The organism is Limnospira sp. PMC 289.06 (genome assembly GCF_032350395.1).
GTDB lineage: Bacteria > Cyanobacteriota > Cyanobacteriia > Cyanobacteriales > Microcoleaceae > Limnospira > Limnospira platensis.
Genome location: NZ_JARPLC010000091.1, coordinates 1 through 21,260 on the forward strand (window position 1 = coordinate 1; position 21,260 = coordinate 21,260).

A 21,260-nucleotide genomic window follows, 5' to 3' on the forward strand; every position below is an offset into this window, starting at 1 on the left:
GTATGAGGTGAAAGTCTCAAGTACGGTTTTGAATGGGAGGGGTAGACCGTGAGGTTTATCTCGACCCCTAATCTTTTGTTTCTCGGCTTCTTCGATGATGTATCTGCGTTGGTTGCCAACGGTACGAACGGCTTTAATTGCGCCGAGTTTTTCCCATCTTCGCCAGGTGGCAACGCTGGGTGTAACATATTTTGGCACTTTAACTCCGGTTATTGTGGTGGTTTGCATAGTACAAGGTTTTGGGTTTGTGTGTAGGTTTGAGGAAGTTTTTTGTTACTAGCAAGCACGTCGAGGAATTTCTACAATCTGGTCACTCCGAGTCCAACCCGCCATATAAATAGACCCATCAAGGCCGGTGGTGAGGGCATTGCCATAAGATCTAGAATAATTGCCTCCCAACAGTCTTGTCCATACCAGAGTCCCATCGGGTTCATATTTGACAATAAAGCTATCAGTACCACTCTGATTGATTTCTCCATTCAGGTCCTCTCTAGTAGAACCTGTTATATAAATAGACCCATCAAGGCCGGTGGTGAGGGCATTGCCACCAGTTCCATAACTGGTTTCCAGTAGCCAGGTCTGGCTGAACTCTGGTGGCGTTGAAATCTGTACTGTTAGCAGTTGTTCTCCTACCGAGATTAATTCCCTATCATCGGTTACAGGATTTATATCATTCGATGACTCAATCATCTGGGTATCCCCCTCAATGAATTGAGGCGATTTTTACTGCTGAGATTTTGCGGCAATTTCGCCTGTTGACACTCCCCGCTCTGAAGAGACGGGGATTCTTGGATCACCGAGACCACTTAAACTAGATTCCTTGCGTCGTCTAGCCCAGAGGTGGGACTCTCCCCAAGCGTTACTTTCGGTATGCCCTACCGTAGTTGCATTTCTGCCAATCCTGTTTAGATTGAAGCAAATATACTTCAAAAACTGATTTGTCTAGTTCCTGTGAATCTTTTACCTGCTGCCTGGAGGAAGCTAGAACAATGCAGCAAAACCGCATAGATTCAATGGTCAAGGTTCAGTGTACGCCTTGAGGCAACAAGGTTTTTTAAGTGGTTGGTTACCTTTATCCACGCTCAATCTGTGTAGCATTTATCTAGTAAGCGTGTCAAGTCAAACAGCGATGTTGTTCGAGAGTTGATCAGGTCTTGGGCTGACGGGCACTAAAGTACCCGTGTCGCCTTTCATCCTTGCTCTCTTGAGACAAGGTTTTCATGCTCCAGTGCTGTTCGTATAATCTCACCTACCCAGATTGGCAAGCTGCTAATCTGTAGCACCGGGCGGCTTTATTCATAAAGTCGTGAGTAATTCAGAATTTACAGGGGAGGCGCGCCCCCGCCATTAACAATTAATAATTATTACACATTTATCATAATTCCTCTTGACAAATCTCCTAACTTGACGTATCCTATAACAATGGTAAACCGTGCTGCCATATATAGTATAATCAGAGGTCTATGGTAAATTTTCCCTGCCCTAGGATGGGGTTTTTAGCCACCGCCAAGATTTGTATGAGCCTAGATCTGCAACCAGAAAACCATTAAAGTTAATTGAAAGCCGATTATCAATTATCCAGATGAATAATAAACAGGTACTAATCACTGGCGGAACTGGGGGACTAGGTTTAGGAGTGACCCCCCTAGTGCTTAACCAAAAAGCTAAGGTCACGATACCCTATCGCAGTGAAGCAGAAGTCGATCGCCTTAAAGGTATCCTTTCGGCCACGGACTTTGAGCAAATTCGGTTTGTGGCGGTCGATCTCACGGACGAAAACGCGGTTAGTAAACTGATTAATGATATGGGTCGGGTTGATGTTCTGATTCATCTAGTGGGGGGTTTCTCCATGGGGGCTACCCACGAATATAGCTATGATAGCTGGAAACAAGACATAGACCTTAACTTAAATACCACATTCCTTGTATGCAAGCACAGCCTAGGGAAAATGCGAGAAAATAACTACGGTAGAATCGTGACGGTAGGGAGTCGTGGCGCTATAGACCCAGCCGGACAATTAGCGGCTTACTGTGCTTCTAAGGCGGCGGTAGTGGCTTTAACTAAAGCGATCGCAGATGAAACCAAAAACACCAATATCACCGCCAACTGTGTGCTTCCCAGCGTCATTGACACCCCCAGCAACCGCGAAGCCATGGGTAGTGATAACGCTCACCAATGGGTAACACCCCAATCTTTAGGAGAGGTGATCTGCTTCTTAGCTTCAGAAGCCGCCAAAGACCTACGCGGTGCTGCTATTCCCGTCTACGGCAACATTTAAGCCTACATTCCCGTAGCGTCAGAAGCGACCATATCAAAACCCACCCAGATGGATATATTCTGACGCACCAGCACCACCTAGGTTTTTTAAGCCGTATCCAAAATGTCACCCTCAACTACAGCCTTTGGGTTTGACCCGCCACTTTTAGGGGGTGTTTGATGAATAGGAATCTCCACTCCCAATTCTGTTCCTTGGTGGGGGGTTGACCGACAAATCAATTGACCTTGATGCAGTTGGGTGATAATTTGATAACTAATTGATAACCCTAATCCCGTACCTTTCCCGACAGGTTTAGTCGTAAAAAACGGGTTAAAAATGTGAGGACAAACTTGGTCACAAATTCCTGAGCCATTATCTTTAATGGAAATCCTAATAGACTTGTGATCAATGAGTTGGGTAGAAATTATAATTTGGCTAGAATGTGGGGAGTTGCGGTCTGGGGGTGGTTTTTGGTCGGATTCTACTAAAGCATCGATCGCATTACTAATCAAGTTCATAAATACCTGATTAAGTTTACCTGGATAACATTCTATTAAAGGTAAGTTGCCATAGTCTCGTATCACCTCTATTTTACCAGATTTTAAGGGAGTTTCTAACCGATTTCGTAAAATCACTAAGGTGCTTTCAATACCTTCGTGAATATCCACCGCTTTGCACCCCGACTCATCCAACCGGGAGAAATTGCGTAGGGATTTAACAATCTTTAAAATCCGTTGAGTACCTGTACGCATGGAATCTAACAAATTATCTAAATCCTCTACCAGAAAATCCAGATCTATTTCTTCTTTAAATTGTTCAATTGTCGGGGATGATTCTGGATATGCTGTTTGATACATCTGCACTAGCTGCAATAAAGTCTCAATATATTCTTCAGCATGAGCTAAATTGCCATCAATAAAAGTAACCGGGTTATTAATTTCATGAGCGAGTCCGGCTACTAATTGACCGAGACTCGACATTTTTTCGGTTTGTATTAACTGAAGTTGAGTATTTTTTAATTGACGAAATGCCTCTTCTAATTCCTGGTTTTTGAGGACTAATGCGGCTTCAACTTGTTTCCGATTGTGAATTTCTTGGCTGAGTTGATCAATTTTTTCATTTAAGACTGTAAAATCTAAATTGGCGGCTGAACGATTTTCTAAACGCAGTAAAATCAAAGCCGGAGATTCATGGGAAGCTGGTTGAATTATGGCTCCCTCGGCACGATAAGTTAAAGGGTCATTATTAGGGAGGATAAAGGTTAATGAACCCAAGGATAATTGACGAGATCTGGCGCAAGTTTTCAAATATTCAAGAACTTGATCAGGGGGGTTATCAACAAGTTCTAATAAATTCTTACCCTGTAAATCTTTACTGCGACAATTCAGAATTTTTGTAAATGGACGATTTGCCATTAAAATCTCACCGTTAACTGTAGCCAAAATTAACGGCTCTGGCAAGACACGAGCCACCTCTAAAAACTGCTCAGGTGTCATAATGTTTTAGATTCTAAAATACTCCCTACCTTCGGCATCTTCGGCATCTTCGGTGGGTTGAAGATAAACAACTACTCGACAGCCTGAATGACCTTGAGCAATAGTTTCCTGTAATTCTACTTTGGCATAACCGAGATTATCAGCGGCAATTGAGCCAAATACATTAGAGGTCATCATACACATAGAAGGACGATTTAAGACCTTATCTCCAAAAGGACAAGCTCTATTTCCAAAAACTATTTTTTCGTCGTCTTCTTCGATGACATAAAAATCGCCGTTAATGCGTCGCTTGAGGTCCACCAAAACTTGAGCGACTTGTGAACGGGAGAGTCGAGAAAGTTGCAGGGCTGATTTATAATGGTGATCAATGGCTCTACCCATTGACTGACCGACAACGCTGATAAAACCGGATGCTTCTTCTAAGCCGACAACGTTTTCCAGTGTCCCAGCGAGTTCTCTGATTAAGGTACGGAGAAAAATATCTCGTTCCAGGGGAATATCTAACTCCGTGAAAGATTGGTTGTTATCAGGGGATGAATGGGTAAGATTACTCATATTCCTGTGATTTGGTTAAGACTGATGTGCTTATTGACGTGACCCTAGGGAGATTATCGCATAAATAACTTGTATATGTCCACCGCTGAGATATTTATGCTGACCGGGTGGCTGGAGGAACAGAGATTGATTATGATTAGGGGGTTGATGAATGTTTTAGGTATGGGAACTGCCGATATATTTAAACTTCCAGAGACAACCGGATATAAAATTAGTAAAAATATGAGCCATAATGGGCACGACTAGGTTGCCTGTAACTAAGGCACTATAGCCTAAAATTACTCCGACTAGGGTAGCCCAAATAATGTAAGGCCACTGTTGGGATCCGCTGAAATGGAGTAAACCAAAACAGATGCTAGAAACGACTAAACCGAGGGGATTAAGTCCAATGGCGGCGAAAATAACACCCCGAAATAGTAACTCTTCACTGAGACCGGGAAGCAATCCCAACCAAATTAAATCAGGCCAGATTAAGGGGGTGAGAATTAGTTTTAAATAAATATCGGCACTGCGACTATAAGCTGGCCAAAGACGATAGAGAATTGCACTAGCGCCAGTAATTCCTACACCGATCGCTAATCCTTGAATTATCCCTAAAGCGGTTATTTCGACAGGTAAGATATAAAAATCACCAAAGAAAGACACGACTTTAGCAATGACTAGCAAAAATAGGGCGGTCCCCCCCATAGCGATTAAAATTTGGGTGCGGGTAAAGGATTCAAATTCTGGCTGATTGGGAATTTTTTCCACGATATTAGGGCTGGAGTATGGTTCTGTTAAGGGGTGTGCAGTCGATTGAGAGTTGTTAGATGGGGTCTGAGGGCTTGATGATTAACTCCCTGTTGCCATGTTACCAAAACTCCGATCGCCTCTAAATAGGATTTTACCGGGACAGTCTTAATACCGATCGCCTCTGGGGGAGTTGCCATAGTGGTGCCATTTTCGGCTACGGTGATAATCCGTGTGGGGGTATTGGCAAAACTGAGGATAGCACTACCACCACAGGCGGTTTCTGGAACTACTACTGCATCGACTTGATGGGCCCAGATGCTATCAGGTGCTGTCAAGGGAGACTGGACATATTGGGGGGCACGACTCAACCCGGCTAATACACAGGGAAGGAATGTATAGCCTATTTCCTCGGCGGCGGATCGGGGTGATAAATGGGGGTCAAGGGGTAAGGGGAGGAGGGCGGGAGCGTGGGCGCAGGGGATGCGAAAATGTCGGACAATGAGATGGCTAATAATGGCTTCGGCTCCGGCGAGAGGATCAACACCCTGTCCCTGTCGATACTGGGTGAGAGCCACACTGCCTTGATCATCTGGAAATCTGGCCACTACAGCGATCGCCTCGGCTCCGGCTTGCTCAATCAACTTTTGTGCCCCCCGCAGTAAACTATCTGGGTTGCCAATGGTTCCCCAAGAAGCACCAGAGGGGGCTATTCTTAGCTCTACGTTGAGGGGAGCATCGGTAATGACATAATCAGTCATATTGATGCCCAGAGTCGCTCTAGCGCCATCTGCGGCCTGTAGGTGTCGCAGTTGCAATTCTGGTTCCATACCGCGATCGAGTAATAGTCCCACCCGGTTGCTGTGGACCGGCTGGAGTCCCCAACACCCCGCCGCCATTTGGTCTAGGGCATATCCTTCCACATAGAGAGCATTGGGTATAGACCAGTACAACTGAGCGCCGTTGAGGACGTTGGGATGGGTGATTAAGGTGTCACAGACTCCAGATAGCGATCGAGCAATGGGTAAGGCATCCCCTGCATAGCCACCCAAATCGGCCCCTACTCCGGTAGGGACTATCATTACCACGGTAAAGGGGCGAGCCATGATTGTCTATTGTGGCTGACCGGGATGGTCGCCTGTGGTGACAACTGCTTCTACATGGGCGATTTGGCGGTTAGTATCTACTTTGGTAATCGCCCACCGCAGGGGCTGGCCCCGATTTTCTAATTCGGTGGCGATCGCCTCTTGTAAAGCCTTTGGGGATTCAGTTAAATCGATTTCAGCAGTAATAAAGTGGGTAGTCATTTCTCGTAAATACAAAAATTCTATGAACTTGCACCAAATTGGCGCTGATAGACTTCTTCTTCCTTTCCGGTTTCCACCTTCAAATCTGAGCGAGGATGGGCTATACACAGCAATACATAGCCTTGTGCTTGCAGATCTGGACTCAACCCCATTCCCTCACTCTGATCAACTTCTCCTTCTAGGATTTTAGCAGCACAGGTGGTACAAACTCCAGCATTGCAGGAATTTGGTAAACTAAACCCCGCTTCTTCCGCTACTTGCAGGATATACTTATCCGACGGCACATCAATCTGATGAATTTGGCCCTCGTGGTGAATCTCCACCCTATAGGTGTTAGACATGATTGGGTTAATACTCCTTCGACAATTTTGAACAATCAATTTATAGTTTACAATGACCGGGGGAAATAGATCTCCGATTATTTGCTCAACCTAACCATTCAGGATAATAGTACCAGCGGGATTAATTTTCTCTATTGCAAGTTTAGGTAAAATTATTGGTCTGTGTTTATAGAGCAATTCCCGGTTTTTGTTATAAACTTTTAGCGTTCAACTCAGAAACCTTGTAGATTGACTTTTGGTCATTATCATCTATAGGTTAAACCTCGGTTCCCTCGATTGTGCTTTGACCTTCTTACTTAATCTGGGTATGGCTCCCGGTGTATCCCTGTCAAGTTCAATAATTGGTCTAGCATTAACAGATGAATCGATTTGATAGTCAACTTTGGAGACGATTTCTCACCATCGCACAACCGTTTTTTTACCCCCTAGGACCTGGTAGTGGCAGGGTGTTTTTGTTGCTGATGTTTCTGCGGCTGGTGTTCTTGTTTGGGGTGGCTTTTGTGTTGGTCTCAGCGGTGACTTTTGCTAGTCAATTGCTGTTTCCTGATTTTTTTAATCGCATCGCTCCCGGCTTATTGGAAACTATACAAGGGGTGATTAATTCTCCCTATATTATAGTAGTCGCTTTGATGCTGGTTGTACCAGCCATGGTATTCTACTTCTATCGCCGTCAGTGTTTGACTCGCTGGAAACCTTGGGCTTTTTTGAGTATCCTGCTATTTATTTCTCTGGCTGTTAGTGGCTTAAATGTCATTATTAGCTATGTGGGAAACTTTTTCATGACCGCTCTCTCCGAGAGAAATGAGGAGGAATTTTGGCGGTTTCTGTTTGTTTATGCTGGTGTATTTGTGGTGGGTACTCCCATCGTGGTTCTCTATGGTTACACCCGCGATCGCCTCGGGAACTATTGGAGAAAATGGTTAACTAATCGGTTTCTGGATAATTATTTTAACAATCGCTCCTACTATGAAATAGACTCCAATAAAGATATAGATAACCCTGACCAACGTATCTCTGAAGATATTCGAGCTTTTACGATTACTAGCCTCCGATTTTTACTGATTATTTTGGGCGCAGTAATTGATGTAATTTCCTTCACCGGGATTCTCTGGTCTATTTCCAAACAATTGTCGCTGTTCCTGTTGGTTTATGCCCTATTTGGTACAGGGGTCACGGTGTTATTAGGTCGCCGCTTAATTACTCTGAATTTTAATCAGCTTAAACTAGAGGCAAATTTCCGTTATGGTTTAGTTCATGTCCGCGACAATGCCGAATCTATCGCCTTCTATCAGGGAGAAGACCGCGAATCTCAGCAGGTCAAAAAACGCTTTTTCCAAGCCTTTCACAATTTTAATCTGCTCATTGGGTGGCAGCGAAATGTTGATTATTTCACGACTGGCTATCGCTATATTGTGATTATTTTACCCTCTCTGATTATGGCTCCTCTTTATTTTTCTGAACAGGTCAGATTTGGAGATATTACCCAGGCGGGTTTTGCCTTTTCTCAAGTATTAAGCGCTTTTTCGATTGTGGTTAGTCAAATTGAACCATTGAGTAGATTTGCGGCCGGTATTAATCGTTTGACTGGGTTCTCGGAAGTCTTGGAAGTTGGCGATCGCACCCCCACTGGTCAACCTCAAATTGACCTCAAGGTTGACTCTCCTTTGGAGGTGAAAAATCTCACCTTAGAAACTCCGAATTATCAGAAAAAATTGGTGCGGGATTTATCCCTAGAGTTAGCACCAGGTCAGGGTTTATTAATTGTTGGTCAAAGTGGTGTCGGGAAAAGTTCCCTATTACGGGCGATCGCTGGTTTGTGGCGATCGGGAACTGGGGTGCTAGTCCGTCCGCCACTTAGTGAAATGTTATTTCTCCCCCAACGTCCTTATATGATCCTGGGAACCTTGCGAGAACAATTACTCTATCCTAACTCCCATATCAGCATCGACGACACCGAATTAGAATCCGTTTTGAAACTCGTTAATCTGGGTGATTTAAGCGATCGCGTTGGTGGCTTTGATATAGAATTGGATTGGGCTAATATTCTCTCCCTCGGAGAACAGCAACGCCTCGCCTTTGGTCGTCTGTTGCTCACTCAACCTCGCTATGCTATCCTTGATGAAGCCACTAGCGCCCTTGATATGAAAAATGAGGAGTTGCTTTATCAAAAACTCAACCAGATGAAAACTACCTACGTTAGTGTCGGACATCGGATGAGTTTACTGCGATACCATCACCAGGTTTTAGAGTTGATGGAAGACCAAAAATGGCGTTTAATCTCCCCACAGGAATATGAAGCAGACATGAATTTATTTGCTCGATAGTCTCCCTTTTTAACCACCCCTTCTTCTGATTGGGCTGTGGTTATCCGGGGGGTGTTTCTTCGAGGGACTCATAAAAGCGACATTGATCGCAGGGTCCCTGGGGATTTACCGCACAGCGAAATAATTCCGATCGCGCATTAAAACGACAACTAGCATCCCCTATTACCCAATGTCCATTGACTAAACTCCTCTCGTGGGGTTCTTCAGCAGACTGTACATATAGAGCAATTTTACTGAGGCGGTAACGACCTGATTTTAAATGATAACGGTGTCGGCGTTCCAAAACTGCATAGGTTTGACCCTCTAAAACCAAATAATGGCCAGGTTGGGGAGTCCAATCAAAGCAGACATTTCCTAGGGACTTACGCGGCTCGGTTAAAATTACTTCCGTTGGTAGTGAATATGATTCCATGAATTTCCCCAATTTTCACAAAACACCTGCCCAATTGTATCTTAAAATCTGCTCCCAGAATCTCCATGAGGATTGATCCACTTTTCTGGTAAAATGTCAAGCTGCCTAAGTGGTCCGATCACCCCCCCCCACTACCATCTCTGAAAATTCCCCGAAATCCCCAATTATCCAAGATTTCAGCCGATCGCTAACTGTGATGTTCACAGGCGGGAGTTTGATATTTGCCTATTTCATGTCAAGATAAAAAACTGTCTGTTCTAGTGAGTGTCGCTGGGTGGTAGCACAACTATCGCAGCCACTTCTGTAGGCATTTTTACCGAAATACATGAGTGGGAATTTATGAAAGTCGGCGATCGTGTTCGCGTCAAAGAGTCAGTGATTATCTATGTCAATCCCGAACACCGCAATCAACCTTCTGATGCTAAGGGATTGGAGGGGGAAATTGTATCCATCCTAACAGACTGGAATGGTAGAACTATTACCCCTAATCTGCCTGTTATAGTACAGTTTAACCCCAAGTTTAAGGTTCACTTCCGAGAGGAGGAGTTAGAAGTGATTGAGGACAGTTAGAAACCATCTGGGGAATTATTGGGGACAAAGAGACATCAGTTCACCGTTTCTTGGGTCCCTCACCCCGGCGGCTTTAGTGGCGACCCCGCCAAAACCACCCCAGCAGGTTAAAATCACCTAGCATTTTCTGCATCTCTTGACGGTGGCGATCGGCTGTTTCATAATACCACTGGCAATAGCGATCGAAGTCCTCACGATATTCGACTTCTTGATAAAATTCTCGGGTGGTCGTGGTAGCTTCTAATGCTTCGATGATTTCCCCTGGGGGTGGCGGCGCTTGTGGAATTATGTGTTCCCAGTTCAAGTGCATAATCTTTTTGGCTAAGGTTGACTTGTCCGTACATCAAGCAGGGGTCGCTGTTAGTAAAATCCAGGCGATCGCTAAACCGATCACCACAAACAGCCTTAACATCACCCCTAGGAGTGATTTAACTCCTTTACCTGCGTTTAATTTTTCTCTCACCAATCTGGGTCAAATCTCGCTTAAATTCAGCTAAAAATACCCCCAATATTGTATCACGGTTTATAATTATTTGTCAACCTATGGACGAAAAAAACTGCCCCGGCTTTCACCAGAGCAGTTTTCAATTAGAACTCAGAAGTTACTTAGTATCCTAAACGGAACTCTATTTAGCCTGAGCGACTTCCATGATATCATCAACCAAAACGCCAGACTCTTCCATCTTGCCAATGTCCAGGATGGTCTTAATCACAGAGTCGGGGTTCAAACTCATCGAGTCAATACCCAACTCAACTAAGAACCGAGCAAATTCGGGATAGTCACTAGGCGCTTGACCACAAATACCAATCTTGCGATTATATTTCTTAGCTGCTTTAATGGCGATCGTAACCATCCGACGTACCGCTTCGTTGCGTTCGTCAAAGATATGAGCCACCAGTGCGGAGTCACGGTCTAAGCCTAGAGTTAACTGAGTCAAGTCATTCGATCCGATGGAGAAGCCATCGAACACTTGAGCGAACTCATCAGCAAAGATGACATTACTCGGCAATTCGCACATTACATAAACCTGGAGACCGTTTTCGCCTCGTTTCAGGCCATATTTCTCCATTTCAGCCAAGACCTTCCGGCCTTCATCAGGAGTCCGACAGAAGGGAATCATCGGCACCACATTCGTCAGACCCATTTCGTCGCGCACCCGTTTCAGAGCCACACATTCCAGACCGTAGGCTTCCCGGTAGTTGGGGTCGTAGTAACGGGATGCACCCCGCCAGCCGATCATCGGGTTTTCTTCTTTCGGTTCAAACTGACGACCACCTAACAGGTTCGCGTATTCGTTACTCTTGAAGTCCGACATCCGCACAATCACTGGGTTCGGATAGAAAGCCGCTGCGATCGTGCCAATACCATGAGCCAGTTTATCAACAAAGAAGTCCGGCTTGTGGTCATAGAGTTTGGTCAGTTCGCCAATTTCCCGCTTAACTGATTCATCTTCGAGTTGGTCATACTTGAGTAGCGCCAAGGGGTGAGCCTTAATATGATTAGCGATAATAAACTCAAGACGAGCCAAACCTACACCATCGCAGGGAATAGATGCCAAACCGAAGGCCTCTTCGGGGTTCCCCACATTCATCAGAATTTTAGTGCGGGTCTTGGGTAAGTTGTCCAGAACGGTTTCGTTCACATCAAAAGGTACTAACCCTTCATACACCCGTCCTTCTTCCCCTTCCGAACAGGAAACCGTAATTTCTTGTCCGGTCTTGACCGCTTGGGTAGCATCTCCGCAACCAACGATCGCCGGAATACCCATTTCACGAGCAATAATCGCCGCGTGACAAGTCCGACCGCCAGCGTTAGTAACAATAGCACTGGAACGCTTCATAATCGGTTCCCAGTCAGGGTCAGTCTTGTTGGTAACTAACACTTCTCCCGGTTGAAAATCATCAATCCGGTGAACATCCATAATCACCCGTGCTTTACCCTGACCGATCATTTCACCAACTGCACGACCGCGAGACAGCACGTTGCTGGTGCCATTGAGTTTGTAAGACCGCAGGATGCTGCCGGATTTTTGGGATTGTACCGTTTCTGGACGTGCCTGGACGATGAACAGTTCACCTGTGATACCATCTTTCGCCCACTCAATATCCATAGGTGTATAGCACCCACGAACTGTTGAGTAGTGATTTTCGATGATAACCGCCCATTCAGCCAGCTTCAGGATTTCATCATCTGTAATACAGAACTTCTCGCGTTCGGAAACTGGGACGCTTACGTTTTTGGTGAGTTTCGTGCCACCAATGTCGTAAACCATCTTGAGTTCTTTTGTTCCCAAGCGTTTCTCTAGGATAGGACGGAATCCTTGTTTCAGAGTAGGCTTGAATACAAAGTATTCATCAGGGTTAACTGCACCTTGTACCACGTTTTCCCCTAAACCATAGGCAGCCGTCACTAGGGCAGCATTCTTAAAGCCTGTTTCTGTGTCAATGGAGAACATGACACCCGAAGAGGCTAGGTCAGACCTAACCATTCTTTGTACACCCACCGACAAGGCAACATCGAAGTGATCAAAGCCTTTAATTGTCCGGTAGGAAATCGCCCGATCTGTAAAGATGGAAGCAAAACACTTATGGCAAGATTTTAAAACCGTATCTTCCCCATAAACATTCAAGTATGTTTCTTGCTGACCTGCAAAACTCGCATCAGGTAAATCTTCTGCTGTAGCACTAGACCGCACCGCTACGTCAACATCACTGGCATAGCGTTTGCATTCTTCTTTATAATCTGAATCGAACTTCTCACAGAATTCTGCTGAAGTCGCGTAACGTTCACACAGTTTCCTGTAATACTTAACAATTTCTTCTTCAAGTTCTGGAGGGAAGGGAGTATCTAGGATCAAAGCGCGAGCCTGCTTACCCCGCTGCCGCAGGTTCGGCATATCTTCCACATCTAGATCCGAGAACAGTTCGCGTAGTTTGACTTCTAAGCCCGCTTTTTCCACAAAGTAGCGATAAGCGTAGGCTGTGGTAGCAAATCCCGTGGGAACGCTAACCCCTTTCGAGTTTAGCTGTTGAATCATCTCCCCTAGGGATGCGTTTTTTCCACCTACTAATGGAACATCGGCAATTCCTACTTCCTCAAACCACAGTACGAATGCTTTTTCTTTATTTTCAACCATTATGAAATTCCTCCAAACTTGAATAACAGTCTGGTAGAGAGTACAGCCACATCTTTTTACACTTTCAGAGGTGTCAGTATTACTGATACTCTGATTTTCATGTAAACAGACTATCTGGCAACAGGTATGGGAAACCTTATTGCTCCAAAACTCAGCATTTAGACTTAGTTAATTTTGGTCTGACTGTCGATCTACAGGCTGAGATTTTTTTCGTCACAGAGGGTTTTTTTTCCCTCTGTTTATAGAGTATTACTTTCTATAAAAATTACAATATAGGTTACTAAACTTACCTTAGTTACCTAAAGTACCAAATTAATGCTATAGTGGAGTTACAGCCGGTTATTAAAAAAGTTTAAAGCTGCTGTGGCGGTTTGGAACCACTAAAGTAAATCTTAAAATTTGTTAAAATGAAAGTTACAAAACATTGCGAAACCCCCCAAGCAGGCCCAATGTCAAGGGGTTCGGAAAACTCTACTGAGACCGAACAGCCTTGTCCTATAGAATATATATTGGATAGAATTAGTAGTAAGTGGTCTTTTTTAATTTTGCGGGAACTTTTGATAGATAACCGCCGCACTCATGAACTACAGGAAGCACTTCCGATTAGTACGAAAACCCTGACAATTCGGTTGAGGGAATTAGAAAAGTATGGTATGATAGAAAGGAAGGTTTATCCAGAAATACCCCCTAGGGTAGAATATTCTCTAACACCTAGGGGACGAAATATAAAGCCGGTCATTGATGCCCTACAACAGGCGGGAGAGGCTTGGTTATCTGATGAACAGGTAGTCGGAGATAGTTAGACCTCGACTTTTACACCTCTCCAGAAGGCAATATAACCTTCAATATTTTTGGCTGCTGGTAATGGGCTAGGATAGTACCAAGCAGCATCTTTGTTAAGTTCGCCTTCCACCTCTAGGGTATAGTAACTAGCAACCCCTTTCCAGCCACAGGTGGTGTGGGTGTCGCTATTTCGGAAGTATTCTTGTTTAATGGAGTCCGGGGGGAAATATTGATTACCTTCGACTACTTCACAATTATCGCTTTCGGCAATAACGACCCCATTCCAAATTGCTTTGGCCATAAATCTTTCCTAAACTCAAGTTTTGTCATGGCTTAATTATACATAGTTTTTGATGGTTGGTGAGGGGAGAACTTCTAACCTGCTTCTGAACAACAATTATGGTGTTGGCGTTGCAGATATTCTTCAACAGCGTCTACGGACATGGGTTTAGCGAGTAGATATCCTTGGACGGTTTGATATTTCAGGTTTTGTAGTTGTCTGAGTTGACCTGGAGTTTCGACCCCTTCGGCTACTAAGTTGATATCTAAGGAATTAGCCATCAAGGCAATAGTTCGGACAATTTCCACACTTTTCTGGTCCCATTCTATATCAGTAATAAATGATTTGTCAACCTTGATGGTATCAAAGGGGAAATTTTGGAGGTAACTTAAAGATGAATAACCGGTACCAAAATCATCTATACAGAGGTTAATTTTCCGAGATTTGATGTCTTTTAAGATGTCGGCAATATCTTCAGGATTATTCATTAAGGCGGTTTCGGTAATTTCGAGTTGAATTTGTTGGGGGGGGAATTTCAGTTACTGCTAAGATATGATCAATTTGGCTTAATAAATTAGGCTGCATGAGTTGTACGACGGAAACATTAATGTTAACAAACATGGATTCGACCTGGGGAAATTGCGATCGCCACTGTTGAAATTGCCAGCAAGCCTGACCAAATACCCACATTCCCAAAGGAATGATAAAGCCGGTTTCTTCCGCCAAAGGGATAAATTCTAAGTTAGAAATAAGCTGAGAGTTATGATACCACCTAATCAGGGATTCAAACCCGACTATTTCCAAGGTATCAGCACTGAAAATGGGTTGATAATAAAGCTGAAACTTACGGTCATTAAAGTCTCGTCTCATTTGATTATCTAACTCTAGCTGACGACTAGCATAGGCTTTAAATTCGGGATTAAATATGGTATAACCAGTATTGGGAGAACGGCGACATTGATGCACAGCTAATTCTGCGGCTTGTAGGAGTTGTTCGGGATTACCACCACAGTCATAACTAAAAGCCAAGCCCATTTTGACCTGTTTAAATATTTCGTGTTCTTCTAAATGAAATGGTTGGATAAACAGATTACTAATATAATTGAGAATTTTATGAGCTGATGCCAAGTCTCCCATTTGTTCCAAGAGAATTATAAACTCATCAGCCATACCGACTCTAGCAATCATGACAGCATCAGGAAGATAGGTAGTCAGGCGGTTAGTAATAGCGATCAATAGCTGTTCTGAAAATTCATATCCTAGGGTATATTTAATAGATTTAAAGTGAACAACATCTAGGTGAATAACTGCAAATTGATGATGTATATCAGATGCCTTAAATAAATACTCTAACTTTTCCAACAATATAGAACGCAAGGGTAGTTTAGTTAGGGAGTCATATTGCATGGCATTTTTCAGTTGTTTTTGCAGGGTTATGTATTCATTAATTTTGTTTAAAATAATCAGGTATTGTATGGTTCTTGTGGATGCGTTTTTATGGCTCATTTCTAGGAGCGATCGCTCATAATTTTTGAGGACTTTCGATAAAAGCCAGCCAGTAATCACCAGAAATATTAATCCTTTTAATGTAGCCAGATAAGTGAACTGGCTATAATTACCAATAAAAATTTCTATAGCCTGATCAGAAATCAGTATCCAGACCGCGCCAATAACAGCGTAACTGAGGACTATTCGACGAGGGAGGTCTTGGGTTAATTTATGTATATTCATGGTCAAAGCCATTGAGAAAGTAAACATCAGAGTAGAGTTGGTGAAAGCGGCACGGCTCACCATTATGGGGTCTCACCCATTAATAATATTCTATCTGAGATGCTACAATGTCCGGTGTTTATGGAGTTAATGGGACTGAGAATGCGGCTAAATCCGCTTGAATAGCAGTAATTGCTACGGTATTGACAATATCGGTGACGGTGCAACCGCGACTCAAATCATTAACAGGTTTTTTCAATCCCTGCAAAATTGGTCCGATCGCCACAGCATTAGCCGATCGCTGTACAGCCTTGTAAGTATTATTTCCCGTATTCAAATCAGGAAAAATAAAAACGGTGGCACGACCAGCCACCTGACTATCAGGTAGCTTAGTTTTAGCGACAGTCTCATCAATAGCAGCATCATACTGGATCGGGCCTTCAATTTTCAAGTCGGGGCGCAGTTGACGGGCGATCGAAGTAGCTTGCTTAACCTTTTCGACATCCTCACCCTGTCCCGATTCTCCAGTAGAATAAGACAACATAGCCACCCTAGGTTCAATGCCAAACATTTGAGCAGTCAAAGCGGAACTGATAGCAATATCAGCCAATTGTTGAGGATTAGGATTAGGATTTACGGCACAGTCGCCATAAACCAAAATCCGATCTTCCAACGCCATTAAAAAGACACTAGAGACAATAGAAGTGCCGGGACTGGTGCGAATAAACTCCAAAGCGGGGCGGATCGTGTGACCGGTGGTGTGGACTGCTCCTGACACCATACCATCAGCGTGCCCCTTATAAACCATCATGGTGCCAAAATAGCTAACATCGAGCATGACATCATAGGCTCCGTCTTTAGCAATACCCTTATGTTTACGGAGATTAAAATAGGTTTCGGCATAGTCTTCATACCAGGGAGAACTGGCTGGATCAATAATCTGGACTTGGGATAAATTCAAACCGAGAGCGGCAATACGTCCGCGAATTTCTGGTTCGGAACCTAATAAGGTAATATCTGCGACTCCCCGCCGCCACAAAATCTCAGCAGCCTGTAAAATCCGATCTTCGCGTCCTTCGGGTAGAACAATATGCTGTCGATTAGCTTTAGCCCTTTGAATCAATTGATACTCAAACATGATGGGAGTTGTACGAGAGGGACGGGAAAGCTGTATGCGCTCCTCAATTTGAGCCAAATTGACATGAGCTTCAAATAACCCCAAAGCTGAGGCAATTTTGCGATCGTTGTCCGGGGTAATCGCACCATGTACCCGGTCTACATTCATGGCGGTTTCGTAGGTATCAGTATTAACTGTAATAATGGGAACTGTCCAATTACGACATCCATCAATGAGGGTTTGGATGGTGGTTGGTAGTGCAAGACCGCCACTAAGGATAATTCCGGCAACATTAGGATAGTTCTCAGAAGTGGCTGCGGCTCCACAGGCGAGAATAATATCAGATCGATCGCCTGGGGTAATAATTAAGCTACCTTCTTGGAGGTATTTGAGGAAATTGGGAACTTGCATGGCGGCGACGCGCAAATCAAAAACCTCGCGGTTAAGGCGATCGTCCGATGCGCCATAGATTTGTTTACCGCCGAGTTTCTGGGCAATTTCGGCGACTGTGGGTTTAGCTAAAATGGGTTCTTCTGGAATGACAAATAGGGGATCTGGAAATTTCCAGAGGGTTTTCACCTGTTCGATAATTGCGGGAACATTGTGGTTATCGACGCGGTTAACTACGGTAGCGGCGATCGTGCAACCTTCCTCAATAAAGGCTTCTCGTTCGGCTAATACGGCACTCATTAATTGATTGGGAGTTTTACCGCTACCGCTGGCGACAATCAAAATGGGACAACCTAGGTGATTGGCAAATCGGACGTTAAAATCAAACTCGAAGGCGGAAGCAATATCAGTAAAATCAGTGCCCTCGCAGACAACAAAATCACAATCTTGCTCAACGGCTTTATATTTTTCGATGACTTGCTTAATCACTTCATCATAGCGACCCTCAGCAATCAAATTTTGAGCTTCTTCGTGGGTGAGAGCATAGTAAGATTCATAGGGTAAGGCTTGGTGTAGGCGGCTGCGAACTAATTGGATATCTCTGTCAGGAGTGGTGCGACTACGGATAATGGGACGGAAAAAGCCCAATTTTTGAATTCGTTTGGAAAGCAATTCTATGATTCCGAGTACGACCAGGGATTTGCCACTTCCGGGTTCAATGGTAGCAATGTACAGGTTCTCAGCCACTCGTTTTCACTCCTAATTATGTCTGTTTGATTTAGGGAGTCGAATGCTCCTCTCCTATGCTATACCAATAAAAAGTGACCCGATCTGTGGGGGGAGAAAGACCGGGTGAATGGGAATTATGGATTAGGGGGCTTAGGGAGCCAGTTTAGCGCCATTTGGCGATCAGTTGGGCGGGTTTACTGGGGTCTCCGCTCAATTCTACTCCTCGGTCATTGGCTGCTAGGTGACGCAGGATTTTATATAGGGTTTCTACCTGTTCCTGGGCATCTATTTTCGCGGCTAAGTCGGATATAGAAATACCTTGGCTATGGCCGCGTAGGACTTGTAAACCTTGATGTTGTAACTCTAGGACTTGGGCGGCGGCTTTTTTCCCGGCTTCGACTCCGGGTTGGTGATAGGCGTTGATGTTGACTAGGGAGGCGTATAAACTGACAGCACGTTCATAGAGAGCGACCAGAGCGCCTACGGTGTACGGATTGACTTCGGTAATAGTTACGGTAATGGAGTCTCGTTGGTTGTCGTACAGAGCCTCTCGTGTGCCTTGTAGGAAGCCTGAGAGATAGTCTCCGGCGGTGACTCCGGGTTCTATTTCTGGGGATGGTTTTTGGCGATCGCGTAGGACTTCGATAAAGGTGGCGAAGAAGTTAGGAACCCCATCTCGAAGCTGTTGGACGTAGGCGTGTTGGTCTGTGGAACCTTTGTTACCGTAGACGGAGATACCTTGGTTGACGATGTTTCCCTCTAGGTCTTTTTCTTTTCCCAAGGATTCCATGACTAATTGTTGCAGATAACGGCTCAAGAGTATGAGTCTGTCCTTGTAGGGGAGAATTACCATATCTTTTTGACCACGGCCACCTCCGACGGCATACCAAGATAGGGCCAGCAGGGCGGCGGGGTTGGTTTTGATATCGGGTTGGCGGGTGGCGATATCCATGGTTTTTGCCCCTTGGAGTAGGGCATGAATATCTATGCCTTGTAGGGCGGCCGGAAGTAGTCCTACGGCTGACATTTCGGAGGTGCGACCACCGATCCAGTCTTCCATGGGGAAGGTTTCTAACCATCCTTGGCTGGTGGCTTCTTGGTAGAGTTTACTACCGATTTGGGTAGTGGCGATCGCTTGATCGCGAAAGTGGAGGTTTTGGTTGAGTAATGCTTGTTTAACTTCCATCATGCCGTTACGGGGTTCTGGGGTGCCGCCGGATTTGGAAATTACTAAGATTAGGGTACTCTTTAGGCGATCGCCTAGTCGTTGCAGAATCCGATCTATGCCATCGGGGTCACTATTATCGATAAAGTGGATGTTGATCAGTGGGTAGTCTGGGGCTAAAGCATCAGCCACAAATTGTGGTCCTAGGGCTGATCCTCCAATACCAATGGAGAGTAAATCTGTAAATTTTTCGGCTTGGGGGGGTTTAATCTCACCCTTATGGACTTTAGCGACAAAGGTTTCTATTTTGTTAACTGTGTCGATAATTTGCTGTTTGATTTGGGGAGTAGGCGCTAACTCCGGGTTTCGCAGCCAATAATGGCCTACCATTCGCTGTTCATCTGGATTAGCGATCGCCCCACCTTCGAGGGCTTCCATATCTCGAAATGCCCCGTCAAATTTGGGCTTCATGGCTTCCAGAAAAGCCTGATCAAACCTAATTCGACTGATATCGAGGTACAGTCCTATTTCTTCGTGGTAGTACAGCCAGTCTTGGTATCTTTGCCAGAGTGTGATGGCATCCATAATCACTGTTTCCCCGCTATGTACAAGTTGCCAGTCGAGAACATCTATGAGGGTTTAACGGCTTTTACCCTTCCGCAATTGATTGATAGAGCCTTATCTATCAGGAGATATTCTACAACAGTTTTGACATACTCACCGCTGCTTTAGCCGTGGTCTTCAATGCTGGGTTTTGATACCTAAGTAGTCTGACAACCCCTCTGAGTCCGTTTAGGGTCGTCTCGCCCCGTGCCTATCTTATCCGTATACCGTAAGCCTGTGTTGCTATGTCCTTCTAGGACGGGGCTTGAAACTCCCATCTTTGGTCAAACATTAAACATGGGGTTTAGGCAGAATTCTCATAAACTTGACTATTTGGCCCGTCATCTCTAGGCCAATTAAATAGCGATCGACCGTGAATCGATAAAAAATGCCAGTGGAACCCACCGCGCGAAATTCGGGCAATTCTTGTAAGCGATTAATTTGGGGAAACTTGACGAAAACGATTTGATAAACTCGCCAATAGGCATCAGTGTCTAAGGCAGTTAAGTCTTGTAAAAAAGAGCGTGCATAACGAACTTCAACATTCACGACATAACCAATATCAAATGCCTTCTATATCGGGATTGAAGCCATGGGGGGCTAGGGGGACACGCCCATAATCAAAATACAGCACTTGTAGGGCTTCTTCTCTGGTTAAGGCATCTCCTGGCCTTAATTTTTTATGGGCATTATCAATAGCTTTGACCATGAAAGCATCTTCATAGAGGGGGGTCAGAAACTCCCAGGCAGTTTTCAGATCTTCGTCTGATATTCCTTCTATTAAACGGTGTAGTTTCTTTCTCAAAGATATCATGACTGTGGCCTCCCTTTCCATGATTTCAATCTACCAGACAACAATGAAAGTTGATCATAATATCAGCCCAAACCGGATGCCCACACTACCTGAGTAGTTATTGAATTATATTGTAGTGGGAGCATCAATTAACAATTAACTATAAAAACTGAATCAGGAAACTGGCAAGGCCATTAGCACCTTTGGGTAATACCCCGCAAAGAATCCATCAAGTTCTGATATTCAGGAGGATTAATCAAGCCTGAACTGTAAAACTGTGCTAAACAGCTATTTAGGGCATTAAATGCTGTTTCGCTATCAATCCAGGACTTGCCCCCAAGTAGTGCCTCTTCTGGAGTGGAGTAGTCGTTATTGGAAGTTAGATGGCCACCGTAGGGCAGGATAATCTGCCACTTCCAACGGTGACGGAAACTGAGGGTTGATATCAGTAGCCCATAATAATCCTTGTGCATTGATTTTTGTTACCTAGGCGACAAAACTTAATTTATTAGGGGTCGAGATAGACCTCACGGTCTACCCCTCCCATTCAAAACCGTACATC

General features: G+C 44.5%; 20 protein-coding genes and 2 pseudogenes. 4 read left to right on the forward strand and 18 right to left on the reverse strand.

The window, feature by feature from the left end:
• Positions 1–228 (reverse strand): annotated as a pseudogene (locus tag P5674_RS17050) (hypothetical protein); the annotation flags it as partial.
• A 48-nt stretch (positions 229–276) separates the two neighbouring features.
• Positions 277–690, reverse strand: a complete 414-nt coding sequence (locus tag P5674_RS17055; RefSeq protein WP_014277373.1) for an SBBP repeat-containing protein — start codon at positions 688–690, stop codon at positions 277–279.
• Positions 691–1,582: 892 nt separating this feature from the next.
• Here P5674_RS17055 and fabG point away from each other — a divergent pair.
• Positions 1,583–2,278: a 3-oxoacyl-ACP reductase FabG gene (gene fabG / locus P5674_RS17060; protein WP_006618617.1), complete on the forward strand. Its 696-nt coding sequence runs from the start codon at positions 1,583–1,585 to the stop codon at positions 2,276–2,278.
• 86 nt (positions 2,279–2,364) lie between these two features.
• Here the strand turns inward: fabG and P5674_RS17065 are convergent, their stop codons facing one another.
• From P5674_RS17065 to P5674_RS17090, 6 genes are all read right to left on the reverse strand, one after another.
• Positions 2,365–3,753 (reverse strand): PAS domain-containing sensor histidine kinase, encoded by a 1,389-nt coding sequence (locus P5674_RS17065; RefSeq protein ID WP_006618618.1) that lies wholly within the window; start codon positions 3,751–3,753, stop codon positions 2,365–2,367.
• Positions 3,754–3,759: 6 nt separating this feature from the next.
• Positions 3,760–4,308: a methanogen output domain 1-containing protein gene (locus tag P5674_RS17070; RefSeq protein WP_006618619.1), complete on the reverse strand. Its 549-nt coding sequence runs from the start codon at positions 4,306–4,308 to the stop codon at positions 3,760–3,762.
• A gap of 156 nt (positions 4,309–4,464) precedes the next feature.
• Positions 4,465–5,058: a CPBP family intramembrane glutamic endopeptidase gene (locus P5674_RS17075; RefSeq protein WP_006618620.1), complete on the reverse strand. Its 594-nt coding sequence runs from the start codon at positions 5,056–5,058 to the stop codon at positions 4,465–4,467.
• Between the two features lie 26 nt (positions 5,059–5,084).
• Positions 5,085–6,143: a DUF3326 domain-containing protein gene (locus P5674_RS17080; protein WP_006618621.1), complete on the reverse strand. Its 1,059-nt coding sequence runs from the start codon at positions 6,141–6,143 to the stop codon at positions 5,085–5,087.
• A 6-nt stretch (positions 6,144–6,149) separates the two neighbouring features.
• Positions 6,150–6,344 (reverse strand): hypothetical protein, encoded by a 195-nt coding sequence (locus P5674_RS17085; RefSeq protein ID WP_006618622.1) that lies wholly within the window; start codon positions 6,342–6,344, stop codon positions 6,150–6,152.
• A gap of 20 nt (positions 6,345–6,364) precedes the next feature.
• A complete protein-coding gene (locus P5674_RS17090; protein WP_006618623.1) occupies positions 6,365–6,685 on the reverse strand; it encodes a 2Fe-2S iron-sulfur cluster-binding protein in 321 nt (106 codons plus the stop codon).
• Positions 6,686–7,044: 359 nt separating this feature from the next.
• On the opposite strand from P5674_RS17090, the gene P5674_RS17095 reads away from it, so the two are divergent.
• Positions 7,045–9,009 (forward strand): ABC transporter ATP-binding protein/permease, encoded by a 1,965-nt coding sequence (locus tag P5674_RS17095; protein WP_315670123.1) that lies wholly within the window; start codon positions 7,045–7,047, stop codon positions 9,007–9,009.
• A gap of 40 nt (positions 9,010–9,049) precedes the next feature.
• On the opposite strand, the gene P5674_RS17100 is transcribed toward P5674_RS17095, so the two are convergent.
• Positions 9,050–9,421 carry a DUF6464 family protein gene (locus P5674_RS17100; RefSeq protein WP_006618625.1) on the reverse strand — a complete coding sequence of 124 codons (372 nt, stop codon included), beginning with the start codon at positions 9,419–9,421 and terminating at the stop codon, positions 9,050–9,052.
• Between the two features lie 264 nt (positions 9,422–9,685).
• On the opposite strand from P5674_RS17100, the gene P5674_RS17105 reads away from it, so the two are divergent.
• Positions 9,686–9,991, forward strand: a complete 306-nt coding sequence (locus P5674_RS17105; RefSeq protein WP_035737889.1) for a ferredoxin-thioredoxin reductase variable chain — start codon at positions 9,686–9,688, stop codon at positions 9,989–9,991.
• Between the two features lie 73 nt (positions 9,992–10,064).
• Here P5674_RS17105 and P5674_RS17110 read toward each other — a convergent pair whose 3' ends face one another.
• Both P5674_RS17110 and ppsA read right to left on the reverse strand, forming a co-directional pair.
• Positions 10,065–10,301, reverse strand: coding sequence for a hypothetical protein (locus P5674_RS17110; RefSeq protein ID WP_006618627.1), 237 nt, complete (start codon positions 10,299–10,301; stop codon positions 10,065–10,067).
• A gap of 316 nt (positions 10,302–10,617) precedes the next feature.
• Positions 10,618–13,128, reverse strand: a complete 2,511-nt coding sequence (gene ppsA / locus P5674_RS17115; RefSeq protein WP_006618628.1) for a phosphoenolpyruvate synthase — start codon at positions 13,126–13,128, stop codon at positions 10,618–10,620.
• Positions 13,129–13,535: 407 nt separating this feature from the next.
• Here ppsA and P5674_RS17120 point away from each other — a divergent pair, with 407 nt between their 5' ends.
• Positions 13,536–13,931, forward strand: a complete 396-nt coding sequence (locus P5674_RS17120) for a winged helix-turn-helix transcriptional regulator (RefSeq protein WP_006618629.1) — start codon at positions 13,536–13,538, stop codon at positions 13,929–13,931.
• Here the strand turns inward: P5674_RS17120 and P5674_RS17125 are convergent.
• The 7 genes and pseudogenes from P5674_RS17125 to P5674_RS17160 all read right to left on the reverse strand — a co-directional run bounded on the left by P5674_RS17125 (position 13,928) and on the right by P5674_RS17160 (position 21,171).
• Entirely contained in the window at positions 13,928–14,212 is a 285-nt protein-coding gene (locus P5674_RS17125; protein WP_006618630.1) for a DUF427 domain-containing protein, read from the reverse strand. The genes P5674_RS17120 and P5674_RS17125 overlap by 4 nt on opposite strands.
• 74 nt (positions 14,213–14,286) lie before the next feature.
• Positions 14,287–15,985: pseudogene (locus tag P5674_RS17135) on the reverse strand (putative bifunctional diguanylate cyclase/phosphodiesterase).
• A gap of 55 nt (positions 15,986–16,040) precedes the next feature.
• Positions 16,041–18,155 (reverse strand): phosphate acetyltransferase, encoded by a 2,115-nt coding sequence (pta, locus tag P5674_RS17140; RefSeq protein WP_006618633.1) that lies wholly within the window; start codon positions 18,153–18,155, stop codon positions 16,041–16,043.
• Positions 18,156–18,300: 145 nt separating this feature from the next.
• A complete protein-coding gene (locus P5674_RS17145; RefSeq protein WP_006618634.1) occupies positions 18,301–19,887 on the reverse strand; it encodes a glucose-6-phosphate isomerase in 1,587 nt (528 codons plus the stop codon).
• A gap of 309 nt (positions 19,888–20,196) precedes the next feature.
• On the reverse strand, positions 20,197–20,454 hold the full coding sequence (locus tag P5674_RS17150; protein ID WP_006618635.1) for a hypothetical protein: 258 nt from the start codon (positions 20,452–20,454) through the stop codon (positions 20,197–20,199).
• Positions 20,455–20,467: 13 nt separating this feature from the next.
• Entirely contained in the window at positions 20,468–20,719 is a 252-nt protein-coding gene (locus P5674_RS17155; RefSeq protein ID WP_014277369.1) for a hypothetical protein, read from the reverse strand.
• A gap of 173 nt (positions 20,720–20,892) precedes the next feature.
• Positions 20,893–21,171, reverse strand: a complete 279-nt coding sequence (locus P5674_RS17160; protein ID WP_014277368.1) for a hypothetical protein — start codon at positions 21,169–21,171, stop codon at positions 20,893–20,895.
• Positions 21,172–21,260 lie beyond the last annotated feature (89 nt).